Genomic DNA, 13237 nt, shown 5'->3' with positions numbered 1-13237 from the left:
GAATTAATCTTTACCTGTTTTTGATTCGGCTGATAAAAAAAATGATAAAGATGCCAGTAGAAGGTGATATTGCTGTCATAGGGGCGGGAATTATTGGTATTTGTTGTGCAATTTTCTTGCAGGAGCAAGGTTTTAAAGTCGTCTTAGTGGATCGTGAGCCTCCTGCTATGGGGGCATCCAAAGGCAATGCGGGCCATTTTGCGACAGAACAAGTATTGCCTTTAGCCTCACCACAGCTTGCCTGGCAGCTTCCCTCTATGTTGTTAAATCCTTTTGGTCCTGTGGCTATTCAGTGGCGTTATTTCTTTAAGGTCATGCCCTGGTGGTTACGTTTTCTACGACAAATGTCGACACAAAAATACCAACAAAATAGTAATGGCATAGCCGCGTTAAATAATAATGCATTATTAGCTTATCGTGATTTATTGTCGCGTACAGGGTTGAAAACATTAATTCGTTGTCAGGGTTCAATGTTAGTGTTTGAAACTCAACGAGCCTATTTAAGTTACTTGAATCAATTAAAAGCTATGCAGGCGCAAGGGGTTCAATATGAATTAATGTCTGGTGCGTGTGTTTTAAAAAGTGAGCCAGCCTTAAATACCAACATAAAAGCAGGCATTTTCTTTCCGGATACGTGGCACACGGTTAATCCTTGGCAATTTGCGACACAACTATTTAATTATTTTCGTCGTGAGGGTGGATTATTTAAACAAGCAGAAGTACTTGAGCTTAGGCGAAAACACAATGGTAAACATCAGGGCATTAAGGTTAAAACAACGACTGGAAAATCATGGTGGGTGCCTCGGTTAGTGCTTGCGACAGGCGCGTGGTCTAAACCTTGGGTTTATCAGTTAACAGGAAAAAAAATCCCTTTAGATACAGAACGAGGTTACCATTTAAATTTACAGGGTTATCAAAATATTATTACGATGCCTGTTACCTCTGGCGAGCGTAAGTTTATTATGACACCAATGAATGAAGGGCTACGCCTGGCGGGTACGGTAGAGTTTGCAGGTTTGTCATTACCCCCTAATATGCGGCGAGCTAAGATGCTTTTACCTCATGCTCAGGCGCTATTACCTGGGTTGCCTGAGCAGAAAATTAGTGCATCACAATGTTGGATGGGCTGCCGGCCATCACTACCTGATTCTTTACCCGTAATTGATGAAGATAAAGGCGTTTATTTTGCTTTTGGTCATCAACACCTGGGTTTAACACAAGCGGCGATCACCGCGTTATTAGTGAGTCATTTGGTGACAGGTAAACGGAGTAATATTGATTTAACACCGTATCAATTATCTCGATTTTGATACATATAAATACAAAATATACTTACAAAGATGAGTTCTATAATAATCAACCCAAGGAGGGGCAAGCCAAGATGGATATCAATTGGAAAGGCGTTTTTCCTGCGATAACCACACAATTTAATCAAGATGAATCCATTAATTATGCGGCTACCCAACAGCAAGTGGATCATCTTATTCGCGAGGGCGTTCATGGTATTATTGCCTTGGGCACCGTGGGGGAAAATTGCTCTTTACATGAAAGTGAAAAAATAAAATTGTTATCCGCTGTTAAAGAAGCGGTAGCAGGTCGAGTTCCTTTATTATCTGGTGCGGCTGAATATACAACACAAGGTGTTATTCATTATATCCAACAAACAAAGCAAGTGGGTGTTGATGGTATTATGTTATTACCTGGCATGGTGTATTCAGCATCAGAAGCCGAAACAATTACTCATTATCAGACAGTGGCGAACCATTTTCCGGATATACCCATTATGGTGTACAACAATCCGGCGGTTTATGGGGTCGATGTGTCTATTGAGGTGATGGCACAATTGGTCCAATGTCCAAATATCGTGGCAATTAAAGAATCATCAGCTGACACACGTCGTATTACTGAGCTTTTTAACCATTTTGATGAGCGTTTTATTGTCTTTGGTGGGGTTGATGATATTGCGTTGGAATGTTTGCTGTTAGGAGCAAAAGGTTGGGTGTCAGGGCTTACTAATGCCTTTCCAAAAGAGTCTGTCACACTGTATCAACTGGCTCAGGCGGGGCGACTTGCTGAAGCAAGAGCATTATACCGCTGGTTTTTACCATTGCTGCGCTTAGATACATTACCTACCTTAGTGCAATGTATTAAATTGGTGGATCAGTTGTGTGGACAAGGCGCTGAATGGGTTCGTGCACCTCGTCGCCCTTTACAAAGTGAAGCGCGGCAACAAGTGATCAATCTTGTTGAGCACGCTATGGCTCATCGCCCAGACTTATCAATTATGTAATTTAGGTGACAGGTATTTCACCATTAGCTGTTGAATTTTGCCTTGATTAAGCAGGTTATTCATACTCTGCACTAATGTTTTACTGATTTCAGGGGACTGCTCTGCACATAAGCAGGTTAATGGGTAGTGAGCATCCCTGAGGCTTGATAAGCGTAAAGTAAAGTCTGGGTTGTTCTTTTGCCGATAGTAATAAGACCAGGTATTGTCAATCAGGGTGTCAACCCGCTTCAGTGTTAATAAACGATACAATGAATCAGTATCCTGTCGGTTGAGGCGGACTGAATATTCTTTTGTGAACAGTGCTTCCAGTTGAGGGCTATAGGTGTAGCCTAAGCGTGCCGCAACAGTCATGCCTTGTAGTTGTTCATAGCTTTTAATATCAGGCGTATCTTTATTCAAGATAAAGTACTCCTGATAGTGGGTTAAATCGGGTCCCCATATAAAACGTTCAGGTTTTTTGAGCCAATGTCTGTTGTACAAACAAAGCATATGAATTTTATTCTCTGCTAGCCACTCTTCTGCACGGTTCGTTGGTATTGCGTGGAACACCGCAATATAGCCCGCTTCATGGGCAATGGCGGTGCCTACCTCGAAGACAATACCGCCTATTAACGTATGCTCTTCCATGGCATCAATCGGTGGACCATGGGGTACAAATCCTATTTTTATCAAGTCCTTAGCATTAACACTCAGTGTTATGGCTGCAAACAAGATGCTTATCCATTGATGTCTCATGGACCTCATGCTAACTGCACCTTAGCTCTCCTTTAAGAAATTGAAAGCCATCTTTGTGTCTTGTCTTTAGCATAGCTGAACTGTTTTTGGTTGATTTAAAAACCATCACTTGAGTAGCCTCATTGGCTGGTAAATGGGTGCTAAAGAAGGCGATAAGTGGAACAGATATTAGAAATAAACAGCAAGTGTCTTGTATTTTGTGGTATAACACATGCGCTGGTTACAGGGAGGTGAGCAACAATGTAAAAGGACATAGTTTATGTTAAAGCAATTTCATCAATGGTTATTTACAGGCTTGCTTTGCTTGCTATCGAGCATGAGTTGGGCTGGTCATGCGGTTCAATTAGAAAAAGCCACCATTGGTACAGGGCTGGGTTGTTATGGCGCATGTGGTCATTTATCTGTGGCGATGACAGTAGAAAACTTAGCGGCAGATAAGCAGGTTGTTGTGAAATATACGGTTGATGGCCAGTCATGGTATACAGGGGATGCCTATTATCAAGCGACACTTGATAACAACCAGGAGCGTTGGTTTTTTGAAGTGAATATTCCTTCACAGCAATCACCTGTTCAGTTCGCGGTGGGGATGCAGGCGAATGGCACATGGTATTGGGATAATAATTATGGTCATAATTTTTTAGCCAAAGAAAACTTCCAACGTAAGCCTGTTCAATTTATGACGGCGGAAAGGGGAAGAGGTCTTGGCTGTTATGGACTGTGTGCAGACTTGACCGTTCATGTGGCGGTTGCCAACTTAGGCTACGAAAAAACAGTGCAAATGGTTTACCGTTTGGCGGATAGTGATCAATGGTATGAATCTTCTGTTGGTCGCTACGTTAGCGCATTAGACGATGGGCGTGAATCCTGGGTACTTTATCTTCCTTATATTTATCCCAAAAATCGGGCTATTGAATTTGCGTTACGTTATCAGGTTGCAGGAGAAACCTATTGGGATAATAACAAAGGTGAAAACTATCTGTTTTAAGTAATTACCTGTTTTAATTAATGGGTTAAATTTTTTTTTACTGAATTTTTTATCTGAATCATTAAACGGAGTAATGAAGCTTCATTATTCCGTTTTTAGTTTTTATACATTATTTTTTCGGTGTTGTTGTCGGTTCACCAGGACATACATTGACCCCGTTCCACCATCGACCGATGGCGTAGTACAAAAAGCCTGAACACAAGGGATCTGCCGTAGCCAGGTATTTAGGTAATCTTTGAGGGTAGGGCGAGACGATTTGCGACGGTGTGATTTACCATGAATGATTTTCACACAACGCATATTGTTGGCTTGAGCAAAGCCCAAAAAGGCCATGAGTGTCGTTCGAGCTTCTTCTACACGATATCCATGTAAATCCAGGCAATACTCAACGGGTAACTGGCCTTGTTTGAGCTTGCGCATACGACTGAGTTGTACGCCAGAGCGTCGATATTCAACAGATTCTTCAGGTCCTAGCGGAAGTAAGAGAGTGTCGGATAAGCCATCAACATCTTGAGTGATTGCTTGCTCTGCCGCCAGGCGACGAGTAGGTAACGCCGCATGGTGGGGGTGGGGTTCTGAGGTGGTATGAATGACTTTGTTGTGCTGGTAACGCTTTACTCCTTTCATCGCTTCATTAAAGACGGTTTTATCATCCTCATTGAGTGCACTGCTATTATTAGGCGTATTTGGAGTATCTGCTTTTACAGCATCAGATGGACGTTTAGCATCAGCCATGAGGAAAACCATTAAAACCTACAGCACTAAAATAAAAACACAATGTTACTGTCTTCATGCGCTACTTGAATAGAAAAACAGCATCATCGTTAACTTTGCGTTAACATAGCGTCTCGTTAATGATAGTCAATAGCTTTGGCCAATAGGAGACGAATGTGGTAGGTCAGCAAAAGCTTGCTTTTGACGGTTTAGAAACAGTCCGTGACTTCATCCGTTGGGCGTACAGTCGCTTTAATGAGGCTGAATTATTTTATGGGCATGGTACTGATAATGGTTGGGATGAAGCAGTTCACCTGATTTTGCAAAGTCTTCATTTACCCTGGGATATTGATCAGCGGGTGTTGGATAGCAGGCTGACCATAGAAGAAAGAGCTCATGTTGCTAGTTTAGTCTCCCGACGTGTTATTGAACGAATCCCTAGTGCCTATCTGGTCAATCAAGCTTGGTTTTGTGGGCTACCCTTTTATGTTGATGAGCGTGTACTGGTACCTCGCTCACCGATTGCTGAGTTAATTGATCAACAATTTCAGCCTTGGTTGGGTGAGCAAACGGTGTCGCGCATTCTGGATATGTGTACGGGCAGTGGCTGTATTGGTATAGCCGCCGCCTATGCATTTCCGGAAGCCGAAGTGGTGCTGTCTGATATAGACCATGATGCACTACAGGTGGCGACCATTAATATTGATAAGCATGAGCTGGATGATCGCGTCACTGCAATAGAAGCGGACTTGTTCCAGGGCATACCACAGCAGCCGTTCGATATTATTGTGAGCAATCCGCCTTATGTGGATGCTGAAGATTTAAATGATATGCCTCCAGAGTTTCATCATGAGCCTGAGCATGGATTGGCATCTGGTGAGGATGGCTTATTTCATGCCGTACAGATATTGGCACAAGCAGCAGATTATCTGACAGAAAAAGGCTTGTTGATTGTGGAGGTAGGGAATAGTCAGTGGGCATTGCAGGATAAATTTCCCCAAGTGCCTTTTAATTGGCTGGCTTTTGAGCATGGTGGAGATGGTGTGTTGTTATTAGATGCAGCACAATGTCGTCAATTTCAAGTGGATTTTAAACAGGCACTGAGTGATTTTTAATTATACATTTTTACGCATTAATGCACGACGATCACTGTGCTTGGTAATATGTTAAGTGTTTTATTGAGTGTAATAAACGAAGCAAGTAATCAGTAAATGTAAATACGCAGTAGAGAATCAATTCATGGCGGGTAATACATTTGGAACCTTATTTACAGTGACAACATTTGGTGAGAGCCATGGGTTAGCACTGGGCTGTATTATTGATGGCTGTCCTCCGGGATTACCACTGACAGAGGCAGATATTCAGCAGGAGCTTGATCGGCGTAAACCGGGCACGTCAAAGTTTACTACTCAGCGGCGTGAACCGGATGCGGTGAAAATTTTATCTGGCGTGTTTGAAGGCGTAACCACAGGCACACCGATTGGTTTGTTAATTGAAAATACAGACCAGCGTTCAAAGGATTATGGCAATATCAAAGATCAGTTTCGGCCTGCCCATGCTGACTATACCTATTGGCAGAAGTATGGCATCAGAGACTATCGTGGTGGTGGTCGCTCTTCTGCCAGAGAGACCGCTATGCGGGTTGCCGCAGGGGCCGTAGCGAAAAAGTATCTGCAAACCAAAGGGATTACCATTCGTGGTTTTTTGTCACAGCTAGGTCCAATTAAGGTGATGCCTGACAGTCTTGCCGATGTGAATTGGGAGGCGGTGAATAACAACCCCTTTTTCTGTCCTGATCCCAGCCGTGTCAGTGAGCTGGAAACCTACATGCAGGACTTGCGCAAGGAAGGTAATTCTATTGGGGCCAAAATAACCGTTGTTGCATCGGGTATGTTGCCAGGTTTAGGCGAGCCTATATTTGATCGACTGGATGCGGATATTGCTCATGGTTTGATGAGTATTAATGCGGTGAAGGGAGTGGAGATCGGTGCAGGTTTTGACTCAATCACCCAAAAGGGCACGGAGCATAGAGATGCATTAACGCCGGAGGGCTTTACCTCTAATAATGCCGGTGGTGTCCTAGGGGGTATATCCAGTGGACAGGATATCATCGCGCACATTGCACTTAAGCCTACCTCCAGTTTGCATTTGCCAGGTGATAGTATTGATATTCACGGTCAACCCATCACCGTTGTCACTAAAGGCCGACATGATCCGTGTGTAGGGATTCGGGCCACGCCTATTGCCGAAGCGATGCTCGCGTTAGTGTTGATGGATCACTACTTAAGACACCGTGGTCAAAATGCGGATGTTGCTGTGTCTACGCCTGTGATTCCCGCGCAGGTGCCTTCAGCAGACAGTAGTAAGTAAGAATAAAAATGTTGTTTGGTCTATGCCAGTAGACAACTCTCCAAACACTGTGCCAGTGCGTCCTCTGGCCGGTGTTTATGGTTGGTACTTTGTCATTTTAGGGATTTTGGTGCCTTACTGGGCTCCTTACCTGCAAAGCCAAGGCTTTTCTCCTAGTGAAATCGGTATTCTCCTGGCCATTTTAATGGCGACCAAAATCATTGCGCCATTGGTGTGGGGATTGCTGGCGGACTATCTGTTTTGTTCATTAAAACTCATAAGACTGGGTACATTTTGTAGTGTGCTGGCCTTTGCTGGCGTCTTTTGGGCAGAAGACTTTTGGCTTATGGCATTGGTGATGGCTGGCTTTAGCTTTTTTTGGAATGCGGTATTGCCACTGTTTGAAGTGATTACACTGCGCTTTTTGCAGGGACAAACCCAGTTTTATAGTCGCATACGACTGTGGGGGTCGATTGGTTTTATTGTCGCTGTATTTGGTGTGGGTAGTTTACTGGACTATATCAGTCTGGACAGTGTGCCTTGGTTGGTCTGGCTGGCATTTTGGGGATTATGGCTCGCTAGTTTAATGTTGCCAAAGCCGGTTAAAATTGCTTCAGAAACATCGTTGTTAACACCTAATGTGTCGTGTTTTCCATTAGGGCCTGTGCTTGGCTTTTTAGTGGTCGCAGCACTTGTTCAATTGGCGCATGGACCCTACTACACATTTTTTAGTATTCACTTGCAGGATCATGGCTATAACCATACAGCCATAGGTGCATTGTGGGCGCTGGGTGTATTGGCTGAAATCATTCTTTTTTTATTTATGCATCAGTTGCTGCCTAAGTTGGGTATTCGTGGGTGTTTAATTCTGGGGCTGCTAGGTGCAGCGTTACGCTGGTTGATTATTGGTTGGTGGGTAGACAGCTTAGCGTTAATTATTCTGGCGCAATTACTTCATGCATTGTCCTTTGGTGCATGCCATGCGGCATCTATTGAATTTGTCCACCGCCACTTCCCAGAGGAACTGGCGGGGCGAGGTCAGGCACTTTACAGTGGCATTAGCTTTGGCCTGGGTGCAGGACTCGGTGCGCTGGCTGCAGGTTATGGTTGGGATAGTTTAGGGGCGACGATGACATTCAGTATAGCCAGTTTGGTATGCATCTTTGGATTATGGGTAATTTATATTGCTTTGCCTCAGGAACGCTAACCTTTTTTTAATACGTCTTTAGGACGTAAACACTCTCGCACTTTCCCGGCATCAGGACCAATATCACGCCAATGGCGGATGGGGAGATCAATACATACTGCAGCACAGGTGGTCAGATGACCTGGGAAGGCACTGTCCAATTCAGTGGCAAGCATTTCTAAACCCGGGTTATGACCAATGACCATTAAGCTGGTAATCGAGTCGGGTACTTCACTGATGACTGTATACAATGCAGAAGTAGGTGCTTCGTAAATCATTTCTTCCCACTGCACTTTTTTGGGTTTGATTTTAAAGTAAGGCAGTAACAGTTTAGTGGTTGATCGGCACCGTTTCGCTGGGCTGGCAATAATATATTGTGGAATCCAACCCACATCCGCTAATACTTGGCCCATTTGCGGCGCAATGGTTTTTCCTCGCTTATTTAAAGGACGGTCAAAATCTTCGATCGTACTGTCTTTCCAGCTTGATTTGGCGTGTCGTAATAAAATGAGTTCCTTCATGTATTTCTTCCTTTATCAAGTGTCCTCATTACACGTCATTATTTTTAGAGGTGCCCAGTACTATGTTTTGTTAATTCATTGTTCAACTTGTTTGTTAAGTTGTTTTATAAATGCACTGGCTGCATTGGATAGGGTGCGCTCACTGTGGTGAATATAGCCTAAGCTGCGATTAAGCGAGATATTTTCTGGATTCAAAGCGGTTAACTGATCATCGATCATAGTCGCTGGCAATACACTCCAGGCCAGTCCAATAGATACCATCATTTTAATGGTTTCTAAATAGTTTGTGGTCATGGAAATCGTTGGCGTTAGACCTCGAGCGCGAAAGGCTTGCTTGACGATGCTATGTGTAAAGGTATGACTGCCAGGAAAAACGGCTTTTGTTGAGCATAAATGTGCGAGTGTCAGTGAATGCTGTTTTGCCAAAGGATGATCTGGTGCTACCACAAAACTGAGTTTGTCCTGCCAGATTAACTGGCTGAAAATAGAATCTGTTACCAGTTTGGCGCCATTGCTTGTTTGGTCAACCTGACTGGGGGCCAGGGTAATCACGGCAACCTCAACCTCACCATGCTGAATGGCTTCATAGGCTTGTTCTGAGTCTAAGAAACGAATATCCAGGGTGACTTCAGGATAAGTACGGCTAAATTGACGCAATACGGGGGGTAAGCGGTGTAAGCCAATATGGTGGCTGGTTGCAATCGCGAGCCGGCCATTCACTTCACCACTGAGATTACGAATCTCACGGCAAGTGTCTTCAATGTTGGCAAGGATACGATAGGCTCGTGGTAACAATGCATTACCCGCTTCAGTCAGGGTAATTTGTCGCCCAAAGCGATCAAATAAACGGGTATCTAATAACTGCTCTAGATTCGCAATTCGTTTACTGACCGCGGGCTGTGTTAGGCATAACTGATCTGCGGCCAGTGAAAAAGACTTGGATTCAGCAACTGCGAGAAATGCGTGTAAGGTTTGTGGGTCCATAGTTTAACATTAAGCTATTCCTTTTTTTTATGCAATAATTAAAAATTATTAATTTGTGTTATTCGAGGCAAAAAATTAGCATGGAGGCATACAATAATCACAATCCTTTATTGGCATAGCCTGTGACTTATAGCCCAATGCCCTGGTTATTATTTCAGAGCACAAGCACAGGGTTTGCTGTTTAGCCTAAATGAAGAGGATAGCCAAATGGCTGGCAAAACGTTATATGACAAGTTGTGGGATAGCCATGTTGTCAGTGCCCGAGATGATGGCTCTGCCTTACTTTATATTGATCGACATTTATTGCATGAAGTGACATCACCTCAGGCTTTTGAAGGGTTACGTATGGCTGGGCGAAAGCCATGGCGTCTCGATACTAACCTGGCGACACCTGATCATAATGTACCTACCACTGCACAAGAGCGTAGGCATGGCATAGCTGGTATTGCTGACCCCATTTCTCAGATTCAAGTTAAAACCCTGGATGATAATTGCCAGCATTTTGGTATTAATGAGTTTTCCATGAAGGACCAACGTCAAGGCATTGTGCATGTGGTTGGTCCAGAACAGGGGGCAACTTTACCAGGGATGACTGTTGTTTGTGGTGACTCCCATACATCAACCCATGGTGCTTTTGCGGCCTTAGCGCATGGTATTGGCACTTCCGAAGTAGAGCATGTGCTTGCTACCCAGTGCCTGGTCACAAAAAAAATGAAAAACATGCAAATTCGGGTGGAAGGTGCTTTGCCAAATGGTGTGACTGCGAAGGATGTGGTGCTGGCCATTATTGGCAAAATAGGTACCGCGGGTGGTACTGGGTATGCCATTGAGTTTGCGGGTGAAGGTATTCGCAGCTTAAGTATGGAAGGGCGGATGACGGTTTGTAATATGGCCATTGAAGCCGGTGCCCGAGCAGGGATGATTGCAGTTGATGAAACCACAATTCATTATTTACAAGGGCGTCCTTTTGCACCTCAAGGAGAGCACTGGGAACAAGCCGTAGCGTATTGGCAAACGTTGGTATCCGATGCAGATGCTGAGTTTGATGATGTGATCACTTTACAATCGGTTGATATTCAACCCCAGGTAACATGGGGTACTTCTCCAGAAATGGTGGCGTCGGTGACCAGTCAGGTGCCAGACCCTGAGCAGGAAACAGATCCGGCCCGTCGGGAAGGTATTCACCGAGCGTTACAGTATATGGGATTGAAACCTGGGATGGCGATCAGTGATATTAAGCTGGATCGGGTGTTTATCGGCTCGTGTACTAATGCTCGTATTGAAGATTTACGGGCAGCAGCAGACGTTGTGAAAGGTAAGCATGTGGCAGCTACCATTAAGCAGGCACTGGTTGTACCGGGTTCAGGGTTGGTTAAAGCACAGGCTGAGCAAGAAGGATTACACCAGATTTTTATGGATGCTGGAATGGAGTGGCGGGAGCCTGGTTGTTCAATGTGCTTGGCAATGAATGCTGACAAGCTGGGTGCGGGTGAGCATTGTGCCTCAACATCAAACCGTAACTTTGAAGGACGACAAGGTTTTGGTGGCAGAACGCATTTAGTGAGTCCAGCAATGGCTGCAGCAGCTGCAATTGCTGGTCATTTTGTTGATATAAGACAGTGGCAGTAGGGGGAAATCATGCAGGCATTTACCACATTAACGGGTTTGGTTGCGCCTTTAGAGCGGGACAATGTTGATACTGACATGATTATTCCCAAGCAGTTTTTAAAGTCGATTAAACGCTCGGGTTTTGGGCCAAATCTATTTGATGAATTGCGTTATCTGGATGAAGGTCAGCCTGATCAGGATTGCAGTCAGCGTCCTGTTAACCCTGACTTTATGCTGAATCAACCTCGTTACCAGAAGGCCTCAATTTTACTAGCTGGTCGTAACTTTGGCTGTGGCTCCAGTCGTGAGCATGCGCCATGGGCGTTATTGGATTACGGCTTTCGCTGTGTGATTGCACCCAGCTTTGCGGATATTTTCTACAACAACTGTTTTAAAAATGGCATTTTGCCAGTGGTACTGCCTCAAGCTCAAGTGGACATAATATTCCTTGCAGAAAAGGCTGCCAAAGATGGACTTGAGCTGACGGTAGACTTACAACAGCAGTTAGTCTCATTACCTGATGGGCAACAGTTTTCGTTTACTATTGATGAATTTCGATGCAATTGTTTATTGCAAGGGCTGGATGAAATAGGGCTTACACTGCAACAAACGGATGCGATTAAAGCATTTGAGGTGCGTCATCAGCAGCAATTTCCATGGTTATTTGCAGAGCACTAATTCACTATAAGGCAGTATTTGCCTGTTTTTGAGAAGAGATCTTTCTATGCAAGCAAAACGTGTTTTGACCTTAGCCGGTGATGGTATTGGCCCAGAAATAATGCAACAGGGTATACGTGTGCTGGAGACTGTTGCTGCTAAGTTTAATCTACCCATAAAAATGGAAAGTGCACTGATTGGGGGGGCAGCGGTTGATGTTGAAGGTCAGCCTTTACCTGAGTCTACCTTAGCGGCAGCAAAGCAAAGTGATGCTATTTTGCTGGGTGCTGTGGGTGGTCCTCAGTGGGATACGTTACCCCGGCCACAACGACCTGAGCAGGGGTTACTGGGTATTCGCTCACAGCTAAAGTTGTTTGCCAACTTACGGCCAGCCTTATTATTTGCGCCTTTAGCCAGTGCCTCTACCCTTAAGCCTGAAGTGGTGGCTGGGCTGGACCTGTTGATTGTCCGTGAGTTAACGGGAGGGATCTACTTTGGTCAACCACGAGGTGTTGAGACATTAAGTAATGGTGAGCGGGAAGGCTTCAATACTTACCGTTACCGTGAAAGTGAAATAAAGCGGATTGGTCATGTGGCCTTTCAAGCAGCACAACGTCGAAATAAAAAACTGTGCTCAGTGGATAAGGCAAATGTGTTAGAGGTGACAGGGTTGTGGCGCGAAGTCATGAACGAGTTAGCGGCTGAATACCCTGATGTCGAACTGACCCATATGTATGTCGACAATGCCGCTATGCAGCTGGTGAGAGCGCCAAAGCAGTTTGATGTGATGGTGACAGGCAATATGTTTGGCGATATTTTGTCTGATGAAGCGGCGATGTTAACGGGGTCAATTGGTATGTTGCCGTCAGCATCCCTTGCTGAGTCTGGACTGGGCATGTATGAACCCTGCCATGGTTCAGCGCCTGATATTGCGGGTCAGGATAAGGCGAACCCTTTAGCTATGATTCTGTCCGTTGCCATGATGTTACGACACTCATTACAGTATCCGGAAGCAGCTGCAGCCATTGAGCAAGCGGTAGCCGATGTGCTAACTCAGGGGTTGAGAACGGCTGATATTGCTCATGATGGTGATGTGGTTATTGGCACACAAGCAATGGGTGAAGCGGTTATCAAAGCACTAAATTGATAATTCGCATAGTGATTTACGACAGTTTGCATTAGTCTGTAGTGTAATAGGTGTGCTTAAA

General features: G+C 44.6%; 13 protein-coding genes. 9 read left to right on the top strand and 4 right to left on the bottom strand.

Annotated features, from left to right (window positions below):
- Positions 1–41 precede the first annotated feature (41 nt).
- Together ACQ96U_RS24245 and ACQ96U_RS24240 are read left to right on the top strand one after the other, a co-directional pair.
- Positions 42–1310 (top strand): NAD(P)/FAD-dependent oxidoreductase, encoded by a 1269-nt coding sequence (locus ACQ96U_RS24245; RefSeq protein WP_431723857.1) that lies wholly within the window; start codon positions 42–44, stop codon positions 1308–1310.
- Between the two features lie 71 nt (positions 1311–1381).
- Positions 1382–2290, top strand: coding sequence for a dihydrodipicolinate synthase family protein (locus ACQ96U_RS24240; RefSeq protein WP_431723856.1), 909 nt, complete (start codon positions 1382–1384; stop codon positions 2288–2290).
- On the opposite strand, the gene ACQ96U_RS24235 is transcribed toward ACQ96U_RS24240, so the two are convergent.
- Entirely contained in the window at positions 2279–3034 is a 756-nt protein-coding gene (locus ACQ96U_RS24235) for a substrate-binding periplasmic protein (protein ID WP_431723855.1), read from the bottom strand. The genes ACQ96U_RS24240 and ACQ96U_RS24235 overlap by 12 nt on opposite strands.
- 250 nt (positions 3035–3284) lie before the next feature.
- On the opposite strand from ACQ96U_RS24235, the gene ACQ96U_RS24230 reads away from it, so the two are divergent.
- The gene (locus tag ACQ96U_RS24230) at positions 3285–4010 is read left to right on the top strand and encodes a hypothetical protein (protein ID WP_431723854.1); all 726 of its coding nucleotides are present in this window, start codon (positions 3285–3287) and stop codon (positions 4008–4010) included.
- A gap of 102 nt (positions 4011–4112) precedes the next feature.
- Here ACQ96U_RS24230 and ACQ96U_RS24225 read toward each other — a convergent pair whose 3' ends face one another.
- Complete coding sequence (locus ACQ96U_RS24225; RefSeq protein ID WP_431723853.1) at positions 4113–4745, bottom strand: Smr/MutS family protein; 633 nt, start codon at positions 4743–4745, stop codon at positions 4113–4115.
- A 155-nt stretch (positions 4746–4900) separates the two neighbouring features.
- Here ACQ96U_RS24225 and prmB point away from each other — a divergent pair, with 155 nt between their 5' ends.
- The 3 genes from prmB (at position 4901) to ACQ96U_RS24210 (ending at position 8280) form a co-directional block, all read left to right on the top strand.
- A complete protein-coding gene (gene prmB, locus ACQ96U_RS24220; protein WP_431723852.1) occupies positions 4901–5839 on the top strand; it encodes a 50S ribosomal protein L3 N(5)-glutamine methyltransferase in 939 nt (312 codons plus the stop codon).
- 124 nt (positions 5840–5963) lie between these two features.
- Positions 5964–7094, top strand: a complete 1131-nt coding sequence (aroC, locus tag ACQ96U_RS24215; protein ID WP_431723851.1) for a chorismate synthase — start codon at positions 5964–5966, stop codon at positions 7092–7094.
- A gap of 22 nt (positions 7095–7116) precedes the next feature.
- On the top strand, positions 7117–8280 hold the full coding sequence (locus ACQ96U_RS24210) for an MFS transporter (RefSeq protein WP_431723850.1): 1164 nt from the start codon (positions 7117–7119) through the stop codon (positions 8278–8280).
- Here the strand turns inward: ACQ96U_RS24210 and ACQ96U_RS24205 are convergent.
- Both ACQ96U_RS24205 and ACQ96U_RS24200 read right to left on the bottom strand, forming a co-directional pair.
- On the bottom strand, positions 8277–8780 hold the full coding sequence (locus ACQ96U_RS24205) for a SixA phosphatase family protein (protein ID WP_431723849.1): 504 nt from the start codon (positions 8778–8780) through the stop codon (positions 8277–8279). The genes ACQ96U_RS24210 and ACQ96U_RS24205 overlap by 4 nt on opposite strands.
- A 75-nt stretch (positions 8781–8855) precedes the next feature.
- On the bottom strand, positions 8856–9764 hold the full coding sequence (locus ACQ96U_RS24200; protein WP_431723848.1) for a LysR family transcriptional regulator: 909 nt from the start codon (positions 9762–9764) through the stop codon (positions 8856–8858).
- 207 nt (positions 9765–9971) lie between these two features.
- On the opposite strand from ACQ96U_RS24200, the gene leuC reads away from it, so the two are divergent.
- The 3 genes from leuC to leuB are packed head-to-tail and all read left to right on the top strand — an operon-like array spanning position 9972 to position 13176.
- On the top strand, positions 9972–11393 hold the full coding sequence (gene leuC / locus ACQ96U_RS24195; protein WP_431723847.1) for a 3-isopropylmalate dehydratase large subunit: 1422 nt from the start codon (positions 9972–9974) through the stop codon (positions 11391–11393).
- Positions 11394–11402: 9 nt separating this feature from the next.
- Positions 11403–12050 (top strand): 3-isopropylmalate dehydratase small subunit, encoded by a 648-nt coding sequence (gene leuD / locus ACQ96U_RS24190; protein WP_431723846.1) that lies wholly within the window; start codon positions 11403–11405, stop codon positions 12048–12050.
- 46 nt (positions 12051–12096) lie between these two features.
- A complete protein-coding gene (gene leuB / locus ACQ96U_RS24185; protein ID WP_431723845.1) occupies positions 12097–13176 on the top strand; it encodes a 3-isopropylmalate dehydrogenase in 1080 nt (359 codons plus the stop codon).
- The last annotated feature ends 61 nt before the right edge of the window (positions 13177–13237 follow it).

It is taken from the genome of Zooshikella sp. RANM57 (assembly GCF_050749885.1).
Lineage (GTDB): Bacteria > Pseudomonadota > Gammaproteobacteria > Pseudomonadales > Zooshikellaceae > Zooshikella.
This window is presented reverse-complemented; position numbering and strand designations above follow the sequence as displayed.